Annotated in this window: 29 protein-coding genes and 1 pseudogene; 23 read left to right on the plus strand and 7 right to left on the minus strand. The window is 37.1% G+C overall.

The annotated features are described in order from the left end of the window. Positions 1-81 precede the first annotated feature (81 nt). On the minus strand, positions 82-1,350 hold the full coding sequence (locus MKY30_RS15935; RefSeq protein ID WP_147208358.1) for an ABC transporter substrate-binding protein: 1,269 nt from the start codon (positions 1,348-1,350) through the stop codon (positions 82-84). A gap of 95 nt (positions 1,351-1,445) precedes the next feature. Further along, a complete protein-coding gene (locus MKY30_RS15940) occupies positions 1,446-2,420 on the minus strand; it encodes an SIS domain-containing protein (RefSeq protein ID WP_147208356.1) in 975 nt (324 codons plus the stop codon). Positions 2,421-2,787: 367 nt separating this feature from the next. Between MKY30_RS15940 and MKY30_RS15945 the strand changes: the two genes are divergently transcribed. From MKY30_RS15945 to MKY30_RS15960, 4 genes are all read left to right on the plus strand, one after another. After that, on the plus strand, positions 2,788-3,261 hold the full coding sequence (locus MKY30_RS15945; protein WP_156985491.1) for a YbgC/FadM family acyl-CoA thioesterase: 474 nt from the start codon (positions 2,788-2,790) through the stop codon (positions 3,259-3,261). 37 nt (positions 3,262-3,298) lie between these two features. After that, positions 3,299-4,432: an N-methyl-L-tryptophan oxidase gene (solA, locus tag MKY30_RS15950; RefSeq protein WP_198048578.1), complete on the plus strand. Its 1,134-nt coding sequence runs from the start codon at positions 3,299-3,301 to the stop codon at positions 4,430-4,432. Between the two features lie 146 nt (positions 4,433-4,578). Further along, positions 4,579-5,325 (plus strand): sulfite exporter TauE/SafE family protein, encoded by a 747-nt coding sequence (locus MKY30_RS15955; RefSeq protein WP_147208336.1) that lies wholly within the window; start codon positions 4,579-4,581, stop codon positions 5,323-5,325. A gap of 259 nt (positions 5,326-5,584) precedes the next feature. After that, positions 5,585-6,532 (plus strand): bile acid:sodium symporter family protein, encoded by a 948-nt coding sequence (locus MKY30_RS15960; RefSeq protein WP_341084728.1) that lies wholly within the window; start codon positions 5,585-5,587, stop codon positions 6,530-6,532. A gap of 46 nt (positions 6,533-6,578) precedes the next feature. Here MKY30_RS15960 and MKY30_RS15965 read toward each other — a convergent pair whose 3' ends face one another. Next, positions 6,579-6,920 carry a hypothetical protein gene (locus MKY30_RS15965; RefSeq protein WP_341084731.1) on the minus strand — a complete coding sequence of 114 codons (342 nt, stop codon included), beginning with the start codon at positions 6,918-6,920 and terminating at the stop codon, positions 6,579-6,581. 301 nt (positions 6,921-7,221) lie between these two features. Here MKY30_RS15965 and MKY30_RS15970 point away from each other — a divergent pair, with 301 nt between their 5' ends. From MKY30_RS15970 to MKY30_RS15985, 4 genes are all read left to right on the plus strand, one after another. Then, entirely contained in the window at positions 7,222-8,028 is an 807-nt protein-coding gene (locus MKY30_RS15970) for a transporter substrate-binding domain-containing protein (protein WP_341084732.1), read from the plus strand. Between the two features lie 241 nt (positions 8,029-8,269). Further along, entirely contained in the window at positions 8,270-8,920 is a 651-nt protein-coding gene (locus MKY30_RS15975) for an amino acid ABC transporter permease (RefSeq protein ID WP_147208330.1), read from the plus strand. Continuing rightward, positions 8,920-9,642, plus strand: coding sequence for an amino acid ABC transporter ATP-binding protein (locus MKY30_RS15980; RefSeq protein ID WP_147208328.1), 723 nt, complete (start codon positions 8,920-8,922; stop codon positions 9,640-9,642). The genes MKY30_RS15975 and MKY30_RS15980 overlap by 1 nt, the downstream gene beginning before the upstream one ends. 293 nt (positions 9,643-9,935) lie before the next feature. Then, positions 9,936-10,580 (plus strand): YczE/YyaS/YitT family protein, encoded by a 645-nt coding sequence (locus MKY30_RS15985; protein WP_147208326.1) that lies wholly within the window; start codon positions 9,936-9,938, stop codon positions 10,578-10,580. 281 nt (positions 10,581-10,861) lie between these two features. Here the strand turns inward: MKY30_RS15985 and MKY30_RS15990 are convergent, their stop codons facing one another. Together MKY30_RS15990 and MKY30_RS15995 are read right to left on the minus strand one after the other, a co-directional pair. Next, positions 10,862-11,992, minus strand: coding sequence for an NAD(P)/FAD-dependent oxidoreductase (locus tag MKY30_RS15990; protein WP_147208324.1), 1,131 nt, complete (start codon positions 11,990-11,992; stop codon positions 10,862-10,864). Next, positions 11,985-12,449, minus strand: coding sequence for a DinB family protein (locus MKY30_RS15995; protein WP_339285845.1), 465 nt, complete (start codon positions 12,447-12,449; stop codon positions 11,985-11,987). Before MKY30_RS15995 ends, MKY30_RS15990 begins: the two co-directional genes overlap by 8 nt. A gap of 354 nt (positions 12,450-12,803) precedes the next feature. Here MKY30_RS15995 and MKY30_RS16000 point away from each other — a divergent pair, with 354 nt between their 5' ends. Further along, positions 12,804-13,727 carry a manganese-dependent inorganic pyrophosphatase gene (locus MKY30_RS16000; protein ID WP_341084734.1) on the plus strand — a complete coding sequence of 308 codons (924 nt, stop codon included), beginning with the start codon at positions 12,804-12,806 and terminating at the stop codon, positions 13,725-13,727. 245 nt (positions 13,728-13,972) lie between these two features. Next, entirely contained in the window at positions 13,973-14,449 is a 477-nt protein-coding gene (locus tag MKY30_RS16005; RefSeq protein ID WP_147208318.1) for an SRPBCC domain-containing protein, read from the plus strand. Between the two features lie 209 nt (positions 14,450-14,658). Here MKY30_RS16005 and MKY30_RS16010 read toward each other — a convergent pair whose 3' ends face one another. Continuing rightward, a complete protein-coding gene (locus MKY30_RS16010; protein ID WP_339233414.1) occupies positions 14,659-15,864 on the minus strand; it encodes an ISL3 family transposase in 1,206 nt (401 codons plus the stop codon). Positions 15,865-16,072: 208 nt separating this feature from the next. Continuing rightward, positions 16,073-16,273 carry a cold-shock protein CspD gene (gene cspD / locus MKY30_RS16015; protein WP_077603415.1) on the minus strand — a complete coding sequence of 67 codons (201 nt, stop codon included), beginning with the start codon at positions 16,271-16,273 and terminating at the stop codon, positions 16,073-16,075. 362 nt (positions 16,274-16,635) lie between these two features. Here cspD and MKY30_RS16020 point away from each other — a divergent pair, with 362 nt between their 5' ends. The 13 genes and pseudogenes from MKY30_RS16020 to MKY30_RS16080 all read left to right on the plus strand — a co-directional run. Next, entirely contained in the window at positions 16,636-16,965 is a 330-nt protein-coding gene (locus MKY30_RS16020; protein ID WP_147208316.1) for a CotD family spore coat protein, read from the plus strand. A 160-nt stretch (positions 16,966-17,125) separates the two neighbouring features. Beyond that, positions 17,126-17,680, plus strand: a complete 555-nt coding sequence (locus MKY30_RS16025; protein WP_156985485.1) for an SLOG family protein — start codon at positions 17,126-17,128, stop codon at positions 17,678-17,680. A gap of 67 nt (positions 17,681-17,747) precedes the next feature. Continuing rightward, entirely contained in the window at positions 17,748-18,419 is a 672-nt protein-coding gene (locus MKY30_RS16030; RefSeq protein ID WP_186813523.1) for an SIMPL domain-containing protein, read from the plus strand. 597 nt (positions 18,420-19,016) lie between these two features. Continuing rightward, positions 19,017-19,175: a hypothetical protein gene (locus MKY30_RS16035; RefSeq protein ID WP_186813522.1), complete on the plus strand. Its 159-nt coding sequence runs from the start codon at positions 19,017-19,019 to the stop codon at positions 19,173-19,175. A gap of 49 nt (positions 19,176-19,224) precedes the next feature. Continuing rightward, on the plus strand, positions 19,225-19,734 hold the full coding sequence (locus tag MKY30_RS16040; protein ID WP_339285857.1) for a GNAT family N-acetyltransferase: 510 nt from the start codon (positions 19,225-19,227) through the stop codon (positions 19,732-19,734). An 18-nt stretch (positions 19,735-19,752) separates the two neighbouring features. Further along, positions 19,753-20,244: a GNAT family N-acetyltransferase gene (locus tag MKY30_RS16045; RefSeq protein WP_147208312.1), complete on the plus strand. Its 492-nt coding sequence runs from the start codon at positions 19,753-19,755 to the stop codon at positions 20,242-20,244. A 184-nt stretch (positions 20,245-20,428) separates the two neighbouring features. Further along, positions 20,429-21,607: an ROK family transcriptional regulator gene (locus MKY30_RS16050; protein ID WP_341084736.1), complete on the plus strand. Its 1,179-nt coding sequence runs from the start codon at positions 20,429-20,431 to the stop codon at positions 21,605-21,607. Positions 21,608-21,624: 17 nt separating this feature from the next. Further along, positions 21,625-22,905, plus strand: coding sequence for a hypothetical protein (locus tag MKY30_RS16055; RefSeq protein WP_341084737.1), 1,281 nt, complete (start codon positions 21,625-21,627; stop codon positions 22,903-22,905). Beyond that, positions 22,905-24,077, plus strand: a complete 1,173-nt coding sequence (locus MKY30_RS16060; protein WP_341084739.1) for an MFS transporter — start codon at positions 22,905-22,907, stop codon at positions 24,075-24,077. Before MKY30_RS16055 ends, MKY30_RS16060 begins: the two co-directional genes overlap by 1 nt. A gap of 193 nt (positions 24,078-24,270) precedes the next feature. Then, positions 24,271-24,753: a GNAT family N-acetyltransferase gene (locus tag MKY30_RS16065; protein ID WP_147208305.1), complete on the plus strand. Its 483-nt coding sequence runs from the start codon at positions 24,271-24,273 to the stop codon at positions 24,751-24,753. A 96-nt stretch (positions 24,754-24,849) separates the two neighbouring features. Further along, positions 24,850-25,266 (plus strand): spore coat protein, encoded by a 417-nt coding sequence (locus MKY30_RS16070; RefSeq protein WP_341084742.1) that lies wholly within the window; start codon positions 24,850-24,852, stop codon positions 25,264-25,266. Positions 25,267-25,744: 478 nt separating this feature from the next. Continuing rightward, the gene (locus tag MKY30_RS16075) at positions 25,745-26,290 is read left to right on the plus strand and encodes an NADPH-dependent FMN reductase (protein ID WP_147208301.1); all 546 of its coding nucleotides are present in this window, start codon (positions 25,745-25,747) and stop codon (positions 26,288-26,290) included. 274 nt (positions 26,291-26,564) lie between these two features. Further along, a pseudogene (locus tag MKY30_RS16080) lies at positions 26,565-26,930 on the plus strand (MFS transporter); the annotation flags it as partial. Between the last annotated feature and the right edge of the window lie 6 nt (positions 26,931-26,936).

The following is a 26,936-nucleotide window of genomic DNA, read 5'->3' on the forward strand; positions in this document are numbered from 1 at the left end:
TAAACCTACTTTCCTTTTCAAAATAAGTGGAAAGCCCCGACATTCAGATGTCAGGGCAAGCTATTTAATTGTTGTTTCCTTTTAATTTGCAACTTGACTTTGAACTTCTTCTATTATTTGCTCTGGTGTTGTTTGACCAATCGCTAAATCTTGTCCTCCGCGCATAAAGATATCAGCGGTGGTAATATCGACAGCATTATCAAACCAAGGGGCTGTTTCGGAGGAATCTAAAACAATTTGGTATGCCTCGTAGCTCGTTGGGTTTGCATTTTCTTCCGTTACCCCGCCTTCAATCGCATTTAACTGTCCGTCTACTTCTGTAAATTCAGCAGCTGTTTCTTCAGAAGTTAAGAATTTTAAAAATTCCTCAGCTTCTTTTGGAGCATTTTCGCTTAACATCCAGCCTTCTGGAGCACCAGTTAAGGAATCAGCACTGCCATTTCCATCGGTTACTTCTGGAAAATTAAAGAACCCAAAATCCACATCTCCTGCATCTTCTACCATTAAAATTTCTGCAAATTGCATGTAAAGGACAGGTACTTCACCGGCGGAAAACATATTACGTGCAGCTTCATGATCGATCGCTGTGGAAACTTCGCCCATATAGGTAGTCAGTTCTTGAAAGATTTCCAACCCTTTAATATAACTTTCATCTGTAAATGCCGCAGTTTCTGGATTATAGTCTTGTGCTAAGATTTCCGGTTCTACTACACGGTGAAAAATAGTTCCCATATAATGTGAGATTGCCCAAGCATCTGTTAAACCTTCCACAAGCGGTGTCTCATAGCCTGCTGCTTGCAGTTCATCAAGAACTTCAATGAATTCATCATAGGTTTCAGGCGCATCGACGCCTACTTCTTCAAAAATTTCCTTATTGTAGAAAAAGGCTTTTCCATCAATGGTAAATGGTATACCATACGTTGTGTCATCAAAGGTGAACCCTTCGTATTGCGATTCAATAATTTTACCGCTCCAATCCGAGTCACTTTCAATCAGGTCAGTTAATGGTTTGATTCTGCCCGAACTAACAAGGTTTTCAGCAAAAGTATCAGACCAGGAAGAAAAGATGTCTGGCAGGTCATCGTTTGAAACAAGAACACGTACTTTCTCTTTGTAGGAATCGTTCAGAACTGAATCAACGTTAATTTTTACGTTTGGATTGGCTTCTTCAAATTCTTTAATTTTTTGATCATAGAAAGATTTTCTTGGTTCATTTGGCCAACGATGAAAGAAGTCAATAACTACTTCATCCCCACTTGATTCCGCCTCATTGGAAGAGTTAGAACCACAAGCAGCCAGGATGCCAGTGAGTAGCAATACGACTATTAGACAACCAATTCTTTTTTTCATTCTCTCGCCCCATTTTTATACTAGATTTTTAATAGATAGTGTTTAGAGAAAAGATAAAAATAATATATTTTTATCTTTTCTCAAACATTTTATTCTTAATAATCCATTTTCCACATATAACGTCTCACAGATAGAGGGTGACCGGTGTGTTCAGCTAATCCGTCTGCATAAAGGCGTAGAACAGAGCCTGATAAAGCGCTTCCAAAATACTCTTTTAAGTCCGGATCAATACCATCGTAATCTAACTCACGAATATCAACAACTTCTACTTTATCACTGAACTTCTCAGCAAAATCTAATGCCCTTAAATCAAGTGGAGTACTTGGCCCTTCACCAACAACCAGCAAGAAAGGAACATCATAGTCTGTTACTTCAAATGGACCATGGAAGAATTCTCCAGCATGTATTGCATTTGAATTAATCCAAAGCATTTCCATTAGTAGACAACTAGTGAATGAATATGCCTGATGATAGTAAACCCCGCTCGCCATTGTATAAATTAATTTCTCACGTTTATTCTTTCTTCCAAATTGATCAGCAGCTTTTTTGAATTTTTCCTGATTTTTTTCAATTAAAGAGCCAAGGTTTTCAAGCTGCTTTTCTGCCCGCTTATATTTTTCATTATCTGTAATTAATTTAAGTATTCTGAAAAGTAAAGTGTAAAAAATACCAAGTTCGCCATCAATCGCATCTGAGCCATCTTTATAATTGTAATGAAGGATGTACTCTGCATTCTGGCAAAGTGGGGATTCTACTTCCATAGAAATCGCAATGGTTAATGCACCTTTTTTACGGGCGAATGATGAAGCTTCAACAGTTTCGGGAGTTTCCCCGGAATGTGAACGTAAGATAACTAAGCTATTTTCACCCAATGCACTTGGTGAACGATGAATAAATTCGTTTGATGTATAGACAAATGCCGGTACAGCAGTATCTTTGGAAATAAAGTATTCACCAGTTGATAATGATGCCATCGATCCGCCACATGCTACAAAGAATATATTGTCGATTTGTCGTTCTTCAATTGCTTTAATTGCTTTTTGAATCTGTTCCACATGTTCTTTTTTCATAAATAAAATTCCTCCTCTTTTTTTACACACCTATAATGTAACCGTTTACCAAAAACCGTAAATTACACCTCCTTAATTTTATGATGTAATATAACATCATGTTATTTGTATATTACATCATATGACGTTATATGTAAATAGATAAATTTAAATTTTCTTAAAAATTATTTTTTGAGAGTAATAAAAGTAAAAAATATTCATTGAAAGCTGCTATATAGGAGATGATGCCAGTCAAAAAATACAAAAGGAATTGAAGTTAAACCAAATAAAGCTTTAGCAGTTATTTTTATAATATAGAAGAGAAAATGCTATAATTTAAAAGAGGATCAAAAGCTGAAATGTAGAAAAGAAACAGGAGGAAATAGAAATGACACAAGCATGGCATCAGCATAAAATGCGCGTACAATACAAGGACACCGATCAAATGGGAGTAGTTCATCACGGAAATTATATTACCTGGTTTGAGGTTGGGCGAACAGAGTGGATGAGACACTTTGAAATGTCCTATCACGCTCTTGAAGAAAAGGGCCTGCTTTTACCGGTATTGGATGCAAGTGCTGTTTATAAAAGTTCTGCAAGATTTGATGATTTGGTTGTATTGTTTACACGTATTGAGCAGTATTCACCAATTCGTCTTGCTTTTGAATATGAGGCCAGAAGAATTACGGAAGAGGATTGGAAAGCAAATGGAGCAATGAGCGCTACAGCAGATGACCCTTACGGTGAGTTGCTGACAACAGGAAAAACAACGCATATGTGGGTGAATGAAGCATGGAAGCCTGTAAAGCTTCGCAAGAATCATCCAGAGATTTACGAACAAATTAAAAGAATTGCTGAGTAGAAAAAACCGCAGAGATGAGTGAAGGGAGATGGTAAAGATGATATATGACGTTATTATTATTGGTGCCGGATCCATGGGGATGTCAGCCGGCTGTTATTTAACGGAATCCGGTCAGACGGTGGCATTGATTGATTCTTATGAACCTCCTCATAATGAAGGTTCGCATCATGGAGGAACAAGACTGATTCGGCATGCCTATGGAGAAGGCGGTAATTATGTTCCTTTGGCTTTATATTCACAAAAACTATGGGAAGAGTTGGAAGAAAAAACGGAAGAAAGGATATTTTCAAAGACAGGCATTCTTAACTTTGGCTCAAAAGGAAATGAATTTTTAGAAACAGTACGAAAATCAGCAGAGGAATATAATCTTTCTTTAGAAGTGATGACAGCAGAAGAAATTAATAGACGCTGGCCGGGGTTCCAATTAAAGGATGGAATGATTGGTTATTTTGAGGAAAATTCTGGTGTACTGTTCAGTGAAAATATTGTTCGGGCTTATCGGGTATTGGCAGAAAAAAATGGTGCAGATTTATATACAAACAGTTATGTACAAGGTGTCGAAATGACAGCTGATCAAGTTACAGTGAAATTAACAAATAGTGAAGTCAAAGGGAAGAAGCTGCTTATCTCCGCCGGTAAGGGTACTAATCAAGTAACGCGTATGCTCGGTATTAATTTGCCTCTTACTCCAGTTCGTAAGACGTTTTCCTGGTTCAAGGCAGAGGAATCAAATTATAAAGAAGGATTGTTTCCCGGCTGGGGATATATTGATGAGGAAAGTACATATTATGGTTTTCCAAGTATTGATGGAGCTGGTATAAAAATCGGCAGGCATGACGGGGGTCATCTCTTAAAGAATCATGAAGAACTGGAGCCATTTAGCACATTTCCAGAAGATGAACAAGAAACACTTTCTTTTGCACATAAGTATTTTTCTGAGGATATCGAGCTGAAGGAGGGAAGAGTGTGTACGTATACACTTACTCCAGATGAAGATTTTATTATTGATTATTTACCAGGATATGATAATGTTCTTGTTGCTTGCGGGTTCTCCGGTCATGGTTTTAAATTCAGCAGCGGTATTGGGGAAAGCTTAGCAAAAATGCTGATGGATAAAGAGCCTGCTGTAAGTTTAGAGAGCTTTCGTTTAAATCGATTTGATTATCAATAATAGCATAGTAGAAAAGGTATAGCCTCATAGATTGTGTGTATACCTTTTCTGTGTGTTTATATATGTTCATAGAATTAATCCCTTTTTATTATTTGTTAAATAGATAGGATTGAGACGGGAATAATAGAATTTAAAGGAGAAGAAAGATGCTAGAGCTCGAATTACTGGATTGGCTGATAATCGGTTTATGTGCTTTACTGATTGGTTTCTCAAAATCCGGGCTGCCAAACATGATTATTTTAGTTGTTACGTTAATTATGTTTGTTCTTCCGGCAAGAGAATCAGTCGGGTTTTTACTGCCGATGCTTTTGATTGGTGATTTATTTGCAGTTACATACTACAGAAGAAATGTTGTATGGAAATATTTAATAAGTCTCATTCCATGGGTGCTAATAGGAATTATCAGCGGCTTTTTCGTTTTGCAAAATATTGGAGATGGATGGTTGAAGCCGATGATTGGTGTGATTGTATTAGTGATGATTGCACTAAATTTAATTCGGCAAAAGCTTGGAGCCCGTTTTAACGAGATACTGCCAAATTCGTTTCTATTTATTGTTTTTATTGGGGTGCTTGGCGGTTTTACGACGATGGTCGGAAATGCTGCTGGTGCAATTATGACCATTTATTTGTTAGTAAAAGGGCTGCCGAAGAAAGAGCTGATTGGAACAGGAGCCTGGTTCTTTTTAACAGTGAATTTGATTAAGTTTCCTTTTTATGTTCACTTGGAAATTATTACACTGAATACACTTTCTGTTAATATGATGCTGATACCAATTATATTAATTGGAGCGTTTACAGGAGCAAGAGTACTGAAATATATTCCACAGCGCGTATTTACTATTTTAATTTTGGTTCTCGCCACTCTTGGTGGGTTGAATCTTATTTTTAATTAAAAAAATTTTAACAGCTGTTTTCAAGCATTTTTAACATAAATAGACTGTTGGATAATATTATATAAATGTAAAAATATTTCAATTTAATATAGACATAATTATCAGAGTTTTGGTATGATATAGAACATCTCTTATTTTTAAAAGGATAGAAATTAAAAGCGAATTCTATTGATTTCGTCCTTCTGTAATATTAGATTGAATTGTTTTGATTTTTCTGACAATAAAGCTGTCAGAAAAATTACTTTAGGAGGATTTGGAAGTGAAGGTTTTAGAAAGAATCAGTAGTATTGCAGGAAATACATTTGCTGCTTGGGTAATTCTATTTGCGGTTGTCAGTTTCCTGTTTCCAGGCGGGTTTACCTGGATTGCACCACATGTAAGTATTTTATTAGGAATTATTATGTTTGGAATGGGGTTAACGCTTACGCCCAAAGATTTTAAGGAAGTATTAAAAGCTCCCAAAAGTGTATTTATCACTGTGCTTGCGCAATATATTATTATGCCGCTGTTGGCATATGGATTATCTATTGCTTTTCAATTGCCCCCGGAGGTCGCAGTAGGTGTGATTCTGGTAGGGTGTGCACCAGGCGGAACGGCATCTAATGTAATTACTTACTTAGCAAAAGGGAATACAGCTTTGTCTGTATCAGCAACAACCGTTTCTACGTTACTTGCGCCAGTTTTAACGCCTGCTTTAACACTTTTATTAGCGAATCAATGGATGCCGGTTTCTTTTAAGGAAATGTTTATTCAGATATTGCAGGTTGTACTTCTTCCAATTATTTTAGGTTTTGTCATCCGCTTATTATTCAGCAAACAGGTAGAAAAAAGTATTTCTGTACTTCCGCTTGTTTCCGTTATTGGTATTGTTGCAGTTGCCGCAGCAGTAGTATCCGTAAATAAGGGTGCAGTTGCAACATCAGGGTTACTCATTTTTGGTGTTGTTGTGCTGCATAATATACTAGGCTTGTTACTTGGGTTTGTTACAGCAAGACTCTTTAAACTAAACTTTTCAGATCAAAAGGCGGTATCCATCGAGGTTGGTATGCAGAACTCTGGACTGGCCTCTACATTGGCTTTGACATTCTTTTCAGCTACACCAATTGCTGCCGTACCAAGTGTTATCTTCAGCATATGGCATAATATTTCAGGGCCAATCCTTGCAACGTACTGGTCAAAATATGACGAGAAAAAGAATAATACTTAACAAGAAAGTCTCTGGAGATAGAAAAAGCTATCTGCCAGAGACTTTTTTAATGTATTGATTGATTTAATTCATCTATTTCCTGGTTGGATAAACTTTTCCCATAAAGCGTTACATTCCCATCTGATATAGCTTTTACAGGGATTTGTCCATCTATTAATGCGCTGCCAGGAATAATAGAGGGGATTGGATCCGTTATTTGCTCACCCTCTATATCATAAAAAAGAAAACCTTCCTTTTCATCAATTATAAAAGAATTGACCTTGATATTTGGAGAGATAATCAATGTTAATTTATCTGTATCACTCCAGATTAATTTCACTAACATTTTCTTCTTACGTTTCTTTTCAACAAATACTTTCCATTCCAGAATAGAGATATTATCCTGCATATTGATACAACGCCCCCTGTAATCTTGATTTATCTGTAATTGAAATCCATAGAAACAGTTTAACAGATTTCATTTATTTTTACTTTAAAACCTAACTTTTGCCATAACTATGTGAAAAGGAAAGAATTTTTGAAGATTTCCGAGTTTAAAGACAGTAAGTGATGGGTAAAGACTTAAAATCACAGAATTCCCCTATATTTTCAGAAATATGGGTTAAAAGTGAATTTTTAATAAAAATGGAATTTTGTTATACTTAGAGTTATCCACAGAATTAAAATCAAATAACAGGGGGTAATTTTTGATGTTTAGAAAAAAGAAAAGTTGGATTTTTATGCTGGCACTTATTTCATTATTAGTTTTAGCTGCATGTGGCAGTAGTGATGATTCTGCAGGGGATGACGCAGATTCAGACAATGGTGATTATGATTTAAATGATGCGTACACTGTTGTAAGCGATAACTCTTTCGTACCATTTGAATTTATGGAGGATGGAGAGCTGGTAGGCTTTGATATTGAATTAATTACTGCAATCGCAGAAGAGGCTGGATTTGAAATTGATGGCGAGATTCAAACAACGAATTTTGATGGTATTATTCCAGGTTTGCAGACTGGCCAATTTGAAATTGCGGTTGCTGGAATAAGTATTACGGAAGAAAGAAAAGGTACAGTTGATTTTAGTGATCCTTATTATGAATCAGGGATTACTATAGCTGTACCAGAGGATAATGAGGATATTAATAGTTTGGAAGATTTAGAAGGTAAAACGATTGCAACCAGGTTAGGATCTACCAGTGCACAATTTTTGGAGGAAAATTTAGAGGAGAAGCAAATTGACCCTTATGAACAGCTGGATCAGGTATATATGTCTGTTGAAAATGGTAATGCCGATGCGGCAGTATATGACCTGCCTAATGTAGAGTACTATATTGCCACAACGGGTGATGGGCTAAAAGCAGTTGGTGAAACATATCAGGCAGAAGATTATGGGATTGCAATTGCAAAAGGGAATGAAGATTTAGTAGCTGCGATTAATGATGCTTTAGCTACATTACATGAAAATGGGACATATGATGAGATTTATGATAAGTGGTTTGGTTCTTCAGAGTAATATCAAAGATAACTATCTGGTTATTAAAAGAATGAAAGGTAGCTTTTCTATAGGAGTTAATTGCTTCTTCACACATAATAAAAAATTTAATTTAAAATTGTGATGTGATGACAGTTAAATAAAATTTTTTTAGAAATATTTTCTAACCGAAAATTATTGATACATTTGACTTTGCAGGATGGGATAAGGAGCTGGCAATCCATGCACGGCTCCTTATTTTATTGACTAGAGAGGTGAGAGAATGTTTGATTTTGGTCAAGTAATTGATTTTTTACCGCAGTTAGGTAAAGGTTTATATTATACTTTATTAATTTCAATTGTTGGTTTGTTAATTGGATTTATATTGGGGGCTATATTTGGTCTGGGAAGAATATCTAAAAATAAATTCTTTTTTATTATCGCATCTATTTATGTAGAAGTTATTCGAGGCACACCAGTACTTGTTCAGGCTATTTGGCTTTACTTCGCACTACCAATTATTCTGCAATTCCAAATGGCTTCGATTACTGCGGGGATTGTTGTTATCGCAATAAACTCTGGAGCGTATATTGCGGAGATTGTACGCGGATCTGTTGATTCCATTAATAAGGGCCAGATGGAGGCGGGACGTTCTCTGGGATTGAATAAGCACCAGACTATGCGCTATATTATTTGGCCGCAGGCTTTTAAGCGGATGATACCGCCGCTTGGTAACCAATTTATTATTAGTATTAAGGATACCTCCTTATTGTCCGTTATTTTAGTTCCAGAATTAATGTTCCAGGGCAGATATATTGCATCGAATCATTTTAATGCAGTCGAGATTTATACAACAGTAGCTTTGTTTTACTTAGTAATTAATTTTAGCCTGTCCTTATTACTGCGTTATATAGAAAGAAGGTTGAATTACTAATGATAACTGTACAGGATTTACACAAAAGCTTTGGAGATAATGAAGTTTTAAAGGGAATTAACTGTGAGGTAGAAGAAAAAGAAGTAGTATGTGTTATTGGTCCAAGTGGATCAGGTAAAAGTACTTTTTTACGTTGTTTAAATTTATTAGAGGATATTACAAGCGGAAATGTTATTGTTGATGGCTATAATTTAAAGGATAAGACAACAGATATTAATATGATTCGCACCGAAGTGGGGATGGTATTCCAGCAATTTAATTTATTTCCACATAAAACTGTGATTGAAAATGTAATGCTTGCTCCTCGGAAAGTCCGTAAGATTTCTGTACAAGAGGCAAGGGAGCGTGGAGAAGCGTTGCTGAAAAAGGTAGGTCTCGCAGAGAAGGCGGATCAGTATCCGGCACAATTATCAGGGGGACAGCAGCAGCGTGTAGCAATAGCGCGTGCACTTGCGATGGAACCGAAACTGATGCTTTTCGATGAACCGACTTCAGCACTTGACCCGGAGCTTGTTGGAGAAGTTCTGGAGGTAATGAAACAATTGGCAAAAGAGGGAATGACCATGGTTGTGGTGACACACGAAATGGGATTTGCCAGAGAGGTTGCTGACAGGGTAATGTTTATGGATGAGGGTATTATTATGGAAGAAGATACACCGGAAATTATCTTTACAAATCCAGCTTCGGAACGGACGAAGAACTTTTTAAATAAAGTTTTATAATATAGGGTAAGGCAGGTTTATGGAATAGATAGATTCTATAAGCCTGCTTTTATCATTGGAATATACTTTTTTAAAGATAAGGGGAGCCCTCTTTTTATTTGCTGTGAAAAAGCGTATAATTGAATCAGTTTCCATAAGGTTGTCTCATTGTGGGGAGAAGATTATAAATTTTATCATAGAAATATTTCGACATAGTGAAAATTTTAAGTACTAAATATAAGTGTAACTAAGGTAATCCAAGCCTGGAAATGGCCTGAATTACAAAGTTTTCTATAGAAAGAAGGTTCTTGGCTTTGGCTAAATCATTTCGATGGTTATTTTTTTTGCTCGGATTATTGGTTTTTAGCGCTGGAATATCACTGACCATTAATATGCAGCATTTAGGTGTGCATCCATGGGACGTTTTAAATGTTGCTATGTTTGATAAAATTGGATTTACGGTTGGAACATGGAATATTATTATTTCTTTTATACTGATTGGTGTATGCTTAATTTTAGACCGAAGATACATAAAAATAGGTACTTTTTTTAATGCTGTGCTTATAGGATCTTTTGTTGATTTCTATCATTGGACAGGAATCCTTCCGACAGCAACGAATACATGGCTGGATGTTATTTTCATGTTAATTGGTATTTGTATTATGGGTTTTGGCGGGGGAATGTACAATGCCGCCGGTGTCGGTTCTGGGCCACGTGACGGCTTTATGCTTTCTATTGCAGATAAATTAGGAGCACCTATTGGCAGAGTGAGAATTATAACAGAATGCAGCGTACTGGTGTTAGGATTAATTATTGGCGGGCCGGTATTTATCTTTACATTTGTGTTTACCTTCATTCAAAGTCCTATATTTCAGGCTACATATCTAAAACTGGGGGATTTTGTATTAAAGATAGAATATAAACAAAATGAGAATAGAAAGAAAAGGGATGTCTCATAAAAGCTGAGATAAACATAAGCAAATTAAATGCAGTAGACAGTATGAAAATTTAACCTGGATAAGAAAAAGGGCCGATTCTCAGGAGTATGAGTGAACCGGCCCTTTTTCTGCAGGATAAACCAAACTATTGAATAATGCAGCTATACTTTCTTGGTTGCCTTCAAAACCCTGTAGCCATAACCAGACAAAGAAGGCAGTCAGGATAATTAGAAGAAGGATGATGATAACGATATATGATCCCTTCATATGGGATTCACCTCTTTTCATCATTTATCATAATGTTAAGCTTCGTTTGTTATTAATGCAGATGTTACATCATAATGATTTAAATCGATATCAAGTTTTTCATTTAAGGCTAATTTTGCAAGCTGCTGTCCAAGATATGGTCCCATGGTCAGCCCGGATGAACCAAGTCCGTTCGCAAGCAGTACATCTTGATACCCGGGCAGTTCTCCGATAACGGGTAAGAACCCGGGGGTGTATGGTCGGAAACCTACACGAGTCTCTAAAATTGTTGCTTCTGCTAAATCTGGCGCAATCGCAAGTCCCTGATCTAAAATTTCATGTACAGCAGCAGCGGTAACACGGTAATCAAAATCGATTTTGTCTTCATGGGTTGAACCAATCACAAAGCGGTTGTCATCCTGTGAAAGTAAGTATTTGCTTCCAGGCGGCATTACAACGGGCCAATCTGCTGTTTGCAAAGCTGGGATTTCCAGGTGCATAATTTGTGCACGTTGAAAGGAGACATCCAATCTGATTCCCAAAGGCTCAATGGTTTCCTTCATCCAGGCACCACTTGCTAAAATAACCTTTTCAGCATCTATTATTTCACCATTATATTTCACACCTGTTATGGTATTTTCTGATGCGTACAGCTCTGCATTGCCGGATAAAAGAACAGCTCCGTTAGCCTCGGCTGCGTTCTTTAGGGCTTTTAATAATTTTCTTCCATCAACCCGTGCGGCACCGCTGATAAAGACAGCTTGATAATCCTTGTCCAGAATAGGGAAACGGCTGTGTGTTTCTTCAGCGTTAAGCCTGGTAATATCACCAATTTCTGGAGCGTCTTCCCGTCTTTTATGTGCTCTTTCCTCCATACCATCTAACTTTTTAGAATCAGTATGTAAGCTTAATGCTCCAACTTGCCGATAACCGGTATCTTTCTCGCCTAGACTCTCTAAATCAGCTATCAGAGATGGATATATTGCTGCACCATTTTTGGCAATGTGATACCATTTTTTATTACGGCGCTGAGAAATCCATGGACAGATAATTCCAGCAGCAGCATCCGTTGCCTGACCTTTATCATGCCGGTCAATAAGAATGACCTCTGTACCTTGTTTAGAAAGGTAAAAGGCGGTACTGGCACCTAAAATGCCACCGCCAATAATAACATAGGGTTTACTCATTTTTATCCTTTGCAACAACCTGATGCATTGCTTTGATTTTACCAAGATGCTCTGCTTCATGGAAGGAAAGCATAATCAGCAGATCGCCTTGTGTTTCGACACTGCCGAATGGGACTTTAAATTGCACATTTGATTTCCAGAATAACTCATTAAATTCATTAATGCGCTGTTGCTGTACTTCTAACGCTTCTAATAACACTTCTAAGCTTGGCGGTTCCTCCTGCCAATCCTTAGGGCTTGTTCCAGAACTGAACAGCTGGGCATAGCTCGCAGGTATATTTTCTGATTTCTTAGGATAGCGGAATAAGAATTTTTCCATTGTTACAAGCGCATGACCTAAATGCCAGCGGATTGTATTATTAAAATAATCTGCTTGTACATCAATAACAGAATCGTCCAATTCTGAAGCGTAGGTGAGTAAAGCAGTACGCGTTAAGTTAAATTGTTTTCTTGTCATTTCATAAATCCCTCCAATGAGATTAATTATAATCTAATAATGATTACTTTTACAGTATTTTGAGGCAGAATGAAAATATTTCCGGTATTTTTTAAAGAAAAAAGATTAGGGCTGGAGCATTAGAGGTTAAATATGATAATCTATATATATGCGTTCAAAAAGTACGATGAAAAGGATCAAGAAGTTCAAGGCGACGAGCTTTTTTCGAACGGACTATCATAGGATGTGATGACTTCAGTGTTGCCCACACGACGTGGGCGTTCTTAGTAGAAGTTCCTTTTATCGCCATGTCATTTTTATTGGACTTTATGAACATCTTCTATATGGAAAGTTTGTCGAGGGAGGAAATAAAAGATGTCAAAAACACTCATTTTCGGACATAAAAATCCAGATACGGATACAATTTGTTCCGCTTTAGCTTATGCTGATTTAAAAACAAAACTTGGGGCAGAGGTAAGCCCGGCCCGTTTAGGTGAAGTAAATGGAGAAACACAATTTGCTTTAGACCAATTTGATGTAGAGGCGCCCCCGCTTGTTCAAGGACTTGAAGATGGTGTCGAGGTTATTTTAGTAGATCATAATGAATTCCAGCAAAGTGCTGATAACATTGAGAATGCTGTTATCCGTGAAGTCATTGACCATCATCGCGTATCTAATTTTCAAACAAAGGAGCCGCTGTATTTCCGTGCAGAGCCAGTCGGCTGTACAGCAACCATCCTGAACAAGATGTACAAAGAAAATAATGTTGCATTAGACAAAAATATTGCTGGGTTATTATTATCCGCCATTATTTCTGATTCTCTATTATTAAAATCACCAACCTGTACAGAGGAAGATGTGAAAGCAGCACATGAACTAGCTGAAAAAGCGGGTGTGGATTTAAAAGAGTACGGTTTAGAAATGCTGAAAGCCGGCGCAGATATCAGTGATAAAACTGTGAAAGATTTGATTACAATGGATGCCAAGGAATTTGCGATGGGTGATGCAAAGGTGGAAATTGCTCAAGTAAATGCAGTGGATGTCAGCGAAATCTATCAGCTTCATGATGAGCTAGTAAGTGAAATTACAGCAACAGTTAATGAAAAAGGATTAGACTTATTCCTGTTTGTTGCAACAGATATCCTGAATAATGATTCAGAGGTTCTGGCAGTCGGCCCTGCGAAGGATAAAGTAGAAACAGCCTTTCGTGCTGCTTTAGATGGAAATGACCGTGCTTTATTAAAAGGTGTTGTTTCCCGTAAAAAACAAATTGTTACAGCCTTAACAGAGCAGTTTTAAGGAAGATATAATGCTTAAGTAAAACATACAGAGAAACCCTTCTATATCACATGAGTAGAAGGGTTTTTTATACCCTGTAGAAATAGAATAGAAGCATTAATTTTTACAGATAGAAACATCTGCTTGTCTGACTCGTGAGAGAATTTTGCTTGGTTTGTCATCAATAGAATTATTTTTGCGCAATTGAGAAGAAGTTTATTGCATTCCTGTTTGTTAAACTTTAAAAAGGAAGGGGGGTCTCTATCATGGCAAAGGAATCAAGTAACAGAAGGATAGATTCTGCATCAAGGTTGATTATGGCATCACCGCAAACCATATATCAGGCATTCGTAAGTCCGAAAGCATTAATTTCATGGCTGCCGCCAAGTGGAATGTCGGGTCATATTGAAAACTTTGATCCTAAAAAAGGCGGAGAGTACAGGATAATTCTAATGTACGAAATGGATAACTTACATCAGGGCAAAACTACAGAAAACACAGATGTAACACAAGGAAGGTTCCTGGAGTTGGTTCCAAATGAACGAATTGTACAAACCGTAAACTTCGATTCTGAGGATCCGGCATTCTCGGGAGAAATGATACAAAAATGGTTTTTTGAAGCTGTTTCAGAAGGGACAAAGGTTACTATCGTCTGTGAGAATGTGCCTGAAGGGATACGAAAAGAGGATCATGATACAGGGTTAAGGTCTACACTAAAGAACCTTGCTATCTTTACGGAATAAAGAAAGGTAAAAATCCATATTGATTTTTTAGTGTTATTTCATGATGAAAGAGAATAGCAATCCTGTTTGCCTGAGAAGTCTGTGAAGTCCAAATATAGGTTCACTGGTATTGGAGAGCAGTTGTTGGAGGATAATGAAGTTTTAATTCTAAAGCGATAAAAACAGGTTCTATGTCAAATGTGGTGGTGGAATATCATTCCTCCACCTCTTTATTTATAAGCTTGCTTTAAGACAAGCTTTACCTCTTGTTGCCATAGAATTTTCTTTCTCATTCGATCAAACTGTTTAATCCCATAAGATAATCTTTTTAATACTTTAATCGTATTATTAACGCCTTCTATGTAGCCATTATTAAAGGGATACATAAAAGAATGCAGAATTTCTTGTTGCCATCTTTTAAATGTACGTGCGACACGATGAAATCCCTCTAACGCGGATGCATTCAACTTCTCCAGGCACGCTTCTAATCCAGCAGTTGCGTTGTGCGCATCACTTTCCTTAAACCACGTATCCAATTCATGCTTTAAACCATAAGCTTCCTTTAAGCGGGGATCTATCCTTAATAATTGCTCGACTTTCTTCTTCTGATCATCTGAACAGGTTGTCCATGATTTCCACAGAAGTTTTTTGGAACGTTTCATTCGAATTCGATCTTTCTTGGGCAGCTCCTTTTGAACTTCACGGCGGACCTCATCTAGAGCCCAATAGGCCTGACGCATAAAGTGAAAACGGTCAGCGATAATCAGAGGATTTCCCAGTGCTTTTCGAATTGCTTGTTTAAACGCTTGAGATAAATCCATTACTACCATTTCTACTTTACCTGTATCACAGGACTTTAAGTACGCTTCAATGGTTTCCACTTTTCGATTTGGCAAGATATCGATAATTCTTCGGTTCTCCACATCGACCACATTCAATTGAAACCTCTCTCCATCCGCGTCACCTTTAAACTCATCGATCGCAATGACTCGCGGCAACACTTTGCTGGTAGTTAACTCCTTCTGATCAAACCACCGTAAGACACGATTCACTGTTACTCCGGTTACTAGCGCCGCTGTACGAAAGGAACTCACCGCTGCATGCATCATCGCTGTCGTTTGCACACTCGCCATACAACGTTGATACCGATGAATCATTTGTAGACGCTCATAAAATGTGTGATGACACGACGTGCAAATATAACGTCGTTTTCGCAGGGAAAGATGAACTTCCTTGGTTGTAAACGCTGGTCCTTGAATGCTTTGCCAACGATAGCCATGTATCCGCTTGGTTCTTTTACGGCAAAAAGGACATTTCTGCATACGCTGTTTCGTGAATAATTCTGCAATAAAATAACTTTCTTCTTCTCTGATATCCCACACATCTACATGCGTATCTTTAATTCCTAACAACTCTGTGATAAAATGATGATGCACTCTTTTCCTCTCCCATTCCTTTTGTCTCGACAACTCAAGGTTACCAGAGAGAGGAAATAGAGTGTATTTTTTTGTCTCCGTTCCATCTGGCGATGGAACGGAGGGCACCACCACATTCAGTATAGAGCCTAAAAACACGAGTTTTAAATCAATTTAATATAAATAAAAAAGCTGACCAATATTGATCAGCTTTTTTTCTATCTGCTTATTAGCCTTTTACAACGTTAGCAGCTTGTGGTCCACGGTTTCCTTCTTCGATGTCGAAAGTAACTGTTTGACCTTCTTCTAAAGTTTTGAAACCATCGCCTTGGATTGCTGAGAAATGTACGAATACATCGTCTCCACCTTCTACTTCGATGAAACCGAAGCCTTTTTCAGCGTTAAACCATTTTACAGAACCTGTGTTCATTCTTTTACCTCCACGTGCAATTGTTGCACTGTTTATTACTATTTAGTTCAAAGTTGAATCTCAAGACGAAAGATCAATTCTTTTATTGTATCTCATCCTGTGTTTCTAACGAACTTAAATAATTATCTATAGTATATCACACACCTATAATAAAATGCCAACTTTTTTCGAAAAAAAGTTGCTAAAAGATTATTTTAATGTGTTTTTGGAACTATTTCGCTATTTGTTATTGATCTTAAAAAACCGTAGAAACAGGTTTCTACTGCTGATTTAAAATTATAAAAGAAATTGGGTATCTGTCTTATTCGACCTGTACGTTTATAACATACATTGAAAGAGAGAAGAAAAAGGAGGCAGAGCGTATGCAAGGTAGAGGACAATTTAATCAGCAGCGTCCTAATGAAAAGACCATTGTTCATCCGACAAAGCATCAATATGTTCATACGTCATCAGAAGCCGTTGTTAATCATATTCATCCCATGCACACAACCTATGTGAATCATCATTCTATAAAAAATCAATATCGCCAGCCGTATGGGAAAGAAGTATTTATGGGCAGGCAGCATTCAGGACCGCGACCGCCATTCCTCTCTCCGCCAATGGGGTTACCGGGACAAATACCCCCTGGACTCAATGGAGAAATGGGAAGGCATCCGGGTGCTCCTCCATGGAGAAGACCGGGAATGTGGTAACAATAAGGCAGCAAAGGACTGCCTTATTGTGATGGGGTGGACTGGCTTTCAAAACAAGTATTCCTGCGTTAGAATGGTATGTAGCATATAATACTAATAAATGAATAAAGAATTAAAACCATATAAGAGCTATAATGTTTTATCAGGAAAGGATAGTAAAGTGAAAATATTACATGTAACAGGCTATAAACCAACAGAATTGGGTATCTTCAAAGAAAATGATCCAAGGATTGTTTTTATTAAGGCGGCTTTGGAAAAAAGACTGCGTACATTTATAGAAGAAGGATTAGAATGGGTTATTATTTCTGGACAAATGGGTATTGAGCAATGGACAGCGGATGTAATTATGGATTTAAAAGAGGAGTATGATGTGCAAATAGGTGTTTTCCCTCCATTTGAAAACCAGGATCAGCGTTGGCCTGATCCTATCAAGGAAAAATACGAAGAGTTAATGATGACTGCCGATTTTTTTAAGCCTCTCTATAAAGGGGAGTATCAGGGAGCTTATCAATTTCGGGCGAAGGATCTGTGGCTGATTGATAAAAGTGATGCCGCCTTGCTTCTTGTCGATGATGAATATCCCGGCAGCGTCAAATTTTTTTATGATGCTACCAAGCGGACATCTAAAGAGTACCCCATTTTTACGATTACTCCTCAGGATTTAGATGATATTGTGCAGGAGCTGCAAATGCAGGATCCGAATTATTGGGATTAGCCGGAGAATTCTTGAATGGTACGACCCTTATACAACATAGGATGGTATGAGGGGAGGGACGTTTGCAATGTATTATACTTATGGACCGCCTAATTATGGGCATAGAATGCCGGAGCGCCAGAATAATCAGCAGCAAGGTACGATTACAGTGACTGGTGTCGGTACCGTTATTGTTTCACCAAGTATTGCTCGTATTCAATTAGCTGTTTCAACAACCAATATTTCTTTGCAGGAAGCGCAGGAAGAAAATGCAAGACGAATGAACCAGGTTCTGGAGGTTTTGCAGCAAATCGGTATTCCAAGAGAGCGAATCCAGACAACCAGCTTTTCCGCAAGACCTGTTTATAGTTATCAAGATGGTAATCAGACATTGCAGGGGTATGAGGTACGGAATGAAATAACGGTTGTTACAGAAGATATGGACCGGATAGGAGAGATTATTGATCGTGTTACTGAGAATGGAGTGAATGAGGTTGTTTCGATTGAATTTTCCGTAGACAATCCGGAAAACTTTTATATGGAAGCATTAAGCTTTGCACTTTCAGATGCAAAAAAGAAGGCGGAAAGCTTAGCAGAACAGTTGGGTGCAAATTTAAGCCCAGTTCCATTAAAGATAAACGAACAGACCTCATCACCTGGTGTCGGACCGGCACAGGTATTTAAAATGGTATCTACACCAATTGAGCCGGGAAATCAATCGGTAGAAGCAAGATTGGAAGTGGTTTATCAGGTGCAGTAGAGAGAATGTTTCATCTGTTTATCGCAGTGTAACGGACTTTATGACGCCCGCTCCAAGGATGGAGAAAAATCAAGACTTCTAAGTGGGAGATCAAACAGCCAGTAATAGCCTGACTGGCCCAGGGATCTTAAGGAAGGTCGCTTTTTGTTCATACCTTAAGGTGCATGCCTTTTGGTACTAACAATCAGTGAGGAAAAGAGAACACCTCCTGATTGAAATTTCACTTTATATAAAAAGAAATACAAATCAAGTCAGCTAAAATGCTTGGTTTGTATTTCTTTTATAAATGGACTGGCCCTGCTTACATATAAAAATAAGAGTAAACAATGTATAAAATAATTGCAGCAATAATCAGCAGCCCGTTAACATTAAAAATAAGCCGTAATATTTTAAAATCCCTTCCTTATTTTGTCACTGAAATACCCAATCATAGTGAATATTGTAACATTATTACCATTACCTTGTTTTACAGATTTTTTTGAACGGAAAATTCCTTCTTCTGTAGCGATAGAGACAAGTAGAGCATAATAACAAAACTATCACTAAGTGGAAATGAGTTTTATAATATAAGTATAAAAAGAAAAAGGAGATGGTATTTTGGATTTCTTATTAAGCTTTATCGCATTTATTCTTCCGTTTATTATTTTATTTTTTGTTGTAGCTGCAGGAGTTAAACGAGGTATTGACAGTTCCGAGACAGGTAAAGCAATTTTAAGAGGTATGGTAGAGCAGGAGAATGCCAAGAAGAAAAAATAAATAGGGAACCTTGGGATATTTTTAAATTGTATTGAAAGGGGAGATGGGATTGGATTATAAAGTGAGATCGGCGAAGAAAGAGGACTTTACTGCAATTCAAGATGTTGTTTACACAAGCTGGCACGATACATATGAGGGGATTATACCAAGAGATATCCAGGATGAATTTTTAAACTCATCCTACAGTAATAAAACAATGCAGCAGCGAATCGAGTATTCTCATCTTTACGTGGTGGAATCTGATAAACGAATTGAGGGATTTGCCAATTTCAGCCCTGTGTCAGAAGAGGGCGTCAGTATATTGTATGCGATTTATTTGTACCCGGATACGCAGGGAAAGGGAATGGGGACAAAGCTGCTGGAATATGCGATTGATGAATTATCACCAGCATTCATCCATTTGAATGTGGAAAAAGATAATAAAAAAGGGATGTCATTTTACCAGACAAAAGGATTTCAAATTATTTCTGAATTCACAGAAAATATTAGCGGACATACCTTGTATACCTGCAAGATGGAATTAGATGTGAACCGTTACAATACAGGAAGGGCGTCATAAAGTGAAGAGGAGAAACAAATGATGGAATTACGAAAAATAACCGAGGATAACATAGACGAAGTAATAGCGCTTGAAGTGGGGGAAACCCAAAAGGATTTTATCATGGCTACTAACCTACGATACATTGCAGATGCTTATGTGTTGAATGCAGAGGGGGAACCAACTATTCCATTCGCCATTTATGCTGATGATGTTGTGGTAGGGTTTTTGATGTATTCTTATGATACATTGGATCATGAATCATTTGAAAATGAAGCATTTTACAGAAAGAAGAGTTATTTTATTCACCATATTATGATTGACAAGCATTATCAGGGGAAACGGTACGGCAAGCTTGCCTTTGAAAAAATGTTGGTGGATATTGAAGCAATGCCTTATGGAGAAGCAGAGTATATAGCACTCTTTTACCATACAGATAATATCAAAGCTAAAACATTATACGCTTCATTTGGTTTTTCAGAACCAGGAATTATTCAGGATAATTCGATCATGGCGGTAAAAACTCTGTAAAACCTGAACACATTTTCTTTTAATCAAAAAATAAATAAAAAAAAGATTGACAACCAATCATTAAGTTCATAAAATAAACTTAATGATTGGTTTTTTATTTTTAAACTAATATAAAAGCCCTTACAAATTTAAAAAGTAATTTTATTTACAATTTAAGTTTATAATATAAACAAGGAGAAGGATTATGTCTGTAAATATGCCAAGTACGATCAGAAAAATGAATAAAGAAATTGTATTGAATACGATTCGCGAGGAGGGACCGCTTACAAGGGCTCAAATTTCAAAGGAGTCCGGGATAACGAAGGCGACGGTTTCAGAAATAGTCTCTGAGCTGATAGATGAACAGCTGGTTACTGATGAAAAAGAAGATGATGATACTAGTCGGAGAGGAACCAAACTCAGCTTTGCAAAAGATTCGTTTTATGGAGTTGCGGTTGATCTTGGAGGAACAAAAATTAATATCTGCCTGTTTAACCTGGAGGCAGAAATATTAGGACAGTATCAGACGCCAACCTATAAAACAGACAGCAGTGAAGCATTTATCGATTCACTTACAGAAGATATTGAAGCGTTTATAGCAGAAAAACAAGTTCCTAAGGAAAAAATGAAAGTTATCAGCATAGCAACTCCAGGGATTGTTGATTACAAAGCTGGCGTCGTCCTTGAAGGTTCGCCGAATTTACCTGAATGGTCTAACCTTCCTTTAAAAGAAATGCTGTATAAAAGAACAGGAATCGAGATTGTTATAGAAAATGATATTCGGGCAGCTTTAATCGGTGAGCTGTATAAGGAAGAAGCACAAACTTCATCCAGTGCCGTATTAATAGGCCTTGGAACAGGAGCTGGTTCAGCATTATTTATGGATGGGAAAATCATACGCGGGGCGAATAATGCAGCTGGAGAAGTTGGCTATATGCTCTTTAATCGTGAACATCTGTATGCCCCTACGGATAAAGGTTATTTTGAGATATTATGTGCAGGTTCCGGCATTGAAGAGAGCTACCATAAGTTAAAGGGAGAGAAGGTCACTCCTGAAGCTATTTTTAAGCTAGCTTCACAGGGCGATCTCACAGCAAAATATATTGTTGATAAATTTAGTGACTATTTAGCAATAGGAATTTTAAATATTAATGCTGTGATTAACCCGGAAAAGGTTTTACTTATGGGAGGTGTTACGAAATCTGCAGGGCTTTTCCTGGAGGATGTAAATCAAAAAATCGCAAATCAGACCTTCTCTAATACAAAGGTCCAAGTAGAACTCTCGAGCTTAAAGGAACAGGCTCCACTATATGGTGCAGCTGTTTTAGGATTGAGCACTGTATTTCCATCTATTAATTTCATCAAGGATGCACAGCTATATTAATAAGGAGGCAGAAAAACATGGCAGGAATTCATATTCATCCACATGATGTTTTAGACGAAGGTGTGACGCAAATAAAGGATTTAATAGGAGAAATGACAGACATCAATTATATTTTTCCGCAAATGAATACCATTTTTGAAAGGAATCCTTATCCTATTGGAGTTCTTCCACATAATCCGAAGCATAAATTTGTGCAGGGAAAAGGAGAAATGCATGTCATTTTGCCTTCCTATAAGGGAGAGGCGATTGATCAAAAGCGAAATACTGGGTTGACATCTGATGCAGATCCATTAATGATTTTGAAAAATGAAATGACAGATACGGATATTCAAATTATTCCATGGGCAAATATTTTAAATGGTGATTTTACAGGAACAGCAATTCAAGATAATTTGGTGGTTGATGATCAAGGAATAGCAGTAGAAAAATGGTTGTGTCCTAATGCACCAGATGTTATTGATTTTTGGGAAAAAGTATTTACAGATACTTATCAGCGTTATGGTTATACCACCTATATGATTGACCGCATTCGTTATCCTGATTGGGCAGGGGAGAAGGTTGATCCGCGGGGACTTTTAACTTGCTTTTGCCCTCATTGTGAAAAGAAAATGTCTGCTAGAAATCTGAATATAGATGATATAAAAGAAAAATTAGCTGAAATAAGAGCTTTATTGAAAGATAAACAATTTAATCAGGTTGTAGATATATTAACTCAAGATCAAAGCTTAAAGGATTGGCATCGTTTTAGACAAAATAGTGTTACAACATTTATTGCAAATCTTACGCAGCGCTTGAAGCAGGTAGATAATCGTTTTGCATTTTTGCTTGATTTGTGGCCGCCGGCATACAGCTGGATCTTAGGGCAGGATTATTCCCAATTAACAAGATATTCCTCGAGCCTCAAGCATTTTCCATATCACAAATTAGGAGGCGGTGCAGATGTACAAGGAATGATAGACTATTTTGCTGATGACTCAAATGAATCAGAAAATGCTTTTAAAGCATTTAACAGACTATTTGGTTTATATGACGACTTATCTTACAGCCAGTTTAAAAAAGAGGGATTTCCAATTCGCTTTGTTGCTGAGCAAAATAAGCTGGCACGCAAAAAATCACAGCCCGACACGCAAATATTCAGCGGTATTCAAATGTGGAATATTGAATCCGAAAAGCTGGTCGAGGCAGTGAAAGCAGCAGATGAAAGTGAAGCAGATGAATTGATTTATTATTGTTATGGCTGGGCAGACCGAGAATTATTTCATGCCATTGGCCAATACCGGAGAGGAGATAACAGCTAATGAGTAACAGCAGACAACGCGTGAAAGCATTTATTCTCATATTTACAACAATGTTTATTCTTGGAGGAATTCAAAATACGAAAGGGATTGTATTAGAAAAGGTTCAGTCAGATATCAATCTGGATATTGGTCAGGTAGGAACAATGGTATCTATCTTTCAAATCGGCTTTTTGTTAGCCAGTTTAATAGCAGGGTTTGTTGTAGATAAAAAAGGCATCAAATTTATGATGTTAGCAGGTACAATTAGTATGATTATAGGACTTGCGGGTACAAGCTTTGCTTTCTCTGTTGCATTTTTCTTAGGCTTTTATCTGGTGGTGGGTGTCGGAATTGGTGCTATGACCGTTTCTGTTGCTACGATTATACCTACCTTTTTCCAGAGTAAAGCGGGGGCCATTTTTAATCTGGCGAATGCTTTGTTTGGAATGGGGATGATTTTTACACCACTTATTCTTAATGCGATGTTTGCAAATAATATCAGCTGGCGCTTCTTCTATGCTGGGGTTGCAGTTTTAGTGGCATTGATTATTCTTGTCCTATTATCATTGGAAAACGAAAAGGTGGAGCAGGGAGAAGAGATAAACCTAAAAAGCTTTATGAGTCTCTTTGCAGATAGACAGGTTATGCTTGTTATTTTATTCATTCTTTTCTATGTAGCAGCGGAAGCAGGATTTCTTAATTTCTTCCCGATTTTCTATACTTCTCTGGATATTGGCGGAATGGACGTTGTGCAAAAAGCGGAAATTGCTGCTTATGTTATCGCCAGCTTTTCCATCCTGTTTACTTTAGGACGTTTTGCAGGAGGGTATATCAGTTACAAATTTGGAGAAAAACGTACCTTGGTTACTTTTTCATTGATGGCGTTAATTGCGATTATTATTACACGTTTATTTATCACCGAGTTTGCTTATATAGCAATGATATTTGGACTTGCTTTATCAGTTCTCTTCCCGACGGCACAAGGAATTGGAGCGAAAATCACAGATAAAATCGGTTCGTTGCAAGGTTTGATTTATGTAGCTTCCGGCCTTGGAGGAGCACTTATCGGCTGGGTAGTTGGAACTGTGTCGCAATCTTTTGGTATACAAAACGGTTTTAACTTGCTTATCGTGTTTGTGGGACTTGTTTTTATAATATCTTTATTTATAAAAACACCACAAAAGACTGCTTAACAGACAGAAATGATGTTGTATGCCATTAAAAGAAGTTATTTTATAGATGATGACGTGAAACAAGCAGAAGAAATCCTTCTGCTTGTTTTTTTGAATTGAAAAGAAAATAATATAGCTGATGAAATTCTATATTCCCCTCTTCAGAAAATTATGGAATAATAAAGGTAGGCTAAAGGGAAAGTGGGGATGCTTAATGGATATACATATTGCTCGAATGACACAAAAATATGCAGTTGAGGCACTTTGCTGGAAGTACGAAAAGCCATATGATTTTTATAACAATGTATTAACAACTAGCGCCATTGTTGAACTGCTTGGCGGCAGCTATTATGCAATAGTAGACTCATCATATAAATTAATTGGTTTCTTTTGTACCGGCCGTTCAGCAAAAATCCCAGCCGGAGAAAGAAACGCTGTATATATAGAAGACTGTGTGGATTTGGGCTTGGGAATGAATCCTGTTTTGACGGGAAAAGGACATGGAGATCAGTTTCTAAAACGGATCCTTCACTTTATTGAGCTGGAGTACAATGGAAAGCCAATCAGGCTTACTGTCGCTTCTTTTAATAAAAGGGCAATCCGCTTATATGAAAAGAATAATTTTATCAAAGAGCACCAATTTCAATATAAAGATATGGAATTTATAACGATGAAGCGGAACGGTACAATAATATAGAAAAAACGTACATTTATTGTTTTAATAGTTATTTGTGTAGGACAAATCCACTTCTTTTCATAAGATGTATTATGCATTGGAAAGGAGGGAGTTCAAATGAGCCAAAATAACTGTCAATGCAGCCGTTGCCGTAATTCTAACAGGGATGAGGAAGTCCGTGTTCATCCAACAAGACATGAGGTACGTCACAGCAAAAGTGTAAAGACTGTAAAAAACATTCATCCAACTGAAATTAAAAATGTGCACCGCACTATTATTCGAAATGAAAACTATTATCCAGTTAGAGAATCCAATGTGAACGAAACGGTTGTTGAGAATTACGATTGTGGCAGTGATGTAAACAATTCAAGCAATTGTCGCAGAGTAGATGGTTCTAACAATGGCGGGAATGGAAACAATTGTGGAAACCACTCTAACCATTGTCGGAAAGAAAATAACAGAGGTTCCAGAGACTGTTCATGTGAAAGAAAGCGTCCTTGCTGTTCTAACCGGAAACGTAATTGGTTCTTTTAAACAATGTAATTTCACTTAGTAGGAGGATACACTATTCTTCTATTATTAATAATGTGATAAAATAACTCTTATTGAGAAAGCATTCCAAGGGGATAGAAGCATCCTCTCTTGAAGGATTTCTTGATAGGAGTCTTTTTTATACAAGAATATATAAAAATGCTGGAGAGGAAATCTTTTTGGCAAGAATACCAGTATTTTAAAGACCAAGTCATTTCCTTAGTTTTTCTTATTGAAATATGGAAGCTTTTAATGAAATACTCTTAGTAATTGCTGATGAAGAAGCGCGATTTGCTTAAAGTTGTTTGTGCCTTTTGGTAAAGATTTATTATTTATCCTGCATATATGCTGGAAATTCCTGAGCAGATTTCTTGAGGTAGATAAATCATTATGGTAATAATATTAATTGTGTTTAAAATCAATCGATAAGTATTTGTGATAAACATAACATAATTACAGCAGACATATTGGAGGTATACAGATGAAAGTTACAGCAATGATTGGAAGTAATCGCGCAGAATCTTATAACAAACAACTTGTTAAATATATGAAGGATCGTTATCAGGATAAAATTGAAATTAATATTTTACCGATAGAAAAGCTGCCTTTTTATAATCAGGATGAAGAATTAAATCCGCCTGAGATTGTAAAAGAATTAAGGGAGCGTATTAAAGAAAGTGATGCAGTTTTATTTGCTACACCTGAATATAATGGTTCTATTTCGGGAATGTTAAAAAATGCAATTGACTGGTTCTCACGTGTTGATTTAGTACTGGTAAACAAACCCGGAATGATTGTTGGAGCTTCTATGGGAGCTCTTGGTACAGTGAAAGCTCAATTACAGCTTCGTCAAATTTTAAACTCTCGCGGAGTTGGGGTATTAACCCTGCCGGGAAACGAAGTATTAATTGGTTCCGTTCAGAACAAGGTAGATGAGCAAGGGAATCTGACTGATGAACAAACAATTGATTTTCTTGATTCTGTTGTTCACAACTTTGTCAGTTGGTGTGATACTTTACAGAAATAATTTTACGCCGGTGATTTTACAGTCACCGGTTTTGTCTGTTTTTATACTCGTAAAATAATTTTTTAAAAGAATAAGAAAGAATATAATAATGTTGGAGCGGATATCTCCTTTGCAAGAACACTAAAGTCTTATAGACTAAGCAATTTTCTTAAAAACTGATTTACGATGAGGTGAAAATGGGAAAGAACTATATATAAGAAAATCGACGATTCACCGATTGATGGATGAATATAGATTTTTTCAGAATATATGCTTAACGAAAGAGGGGTTGTAAATGGATGAGAATAATGGTTCACTGCCGGAAACGAAAAGTACAAGCCGTGTGCCGATTCTAGTTGTTTTATTATCTGGAGCGTTTGTAGCCATTTTGAATCAGACCTTATTAGGAACAGCATTGCCGCATATTATGTCCGATTTAGATCTTGATGCGAATACTGTCCAATGGCTGCAATCCGCATTTATGCTCGTAAATGGTATTATGATTCCGATAACTGCTTTTTTAATCGGTACATTTACGACACGCACTTTATTTTTAACTGCTATGTCTCTGTTTACGGCAGGTACACTTATTTGTGGGATTGCACCAGAATTTTTATCACTTTTAACAGGGCGTGTTTTGCAGGCAGCCGGGGCGGGCATTACATAA

This window comes from Oceanobacillus sp. FSL W8-0428 (assembly GCF_038004405.1).
Taxonomy (GTDB): Bacteria; Bacillota; Bacilli; order Bacillales; family Amphibacillaceae; genus Oceanobacillus; species Oceanobacillus sojae.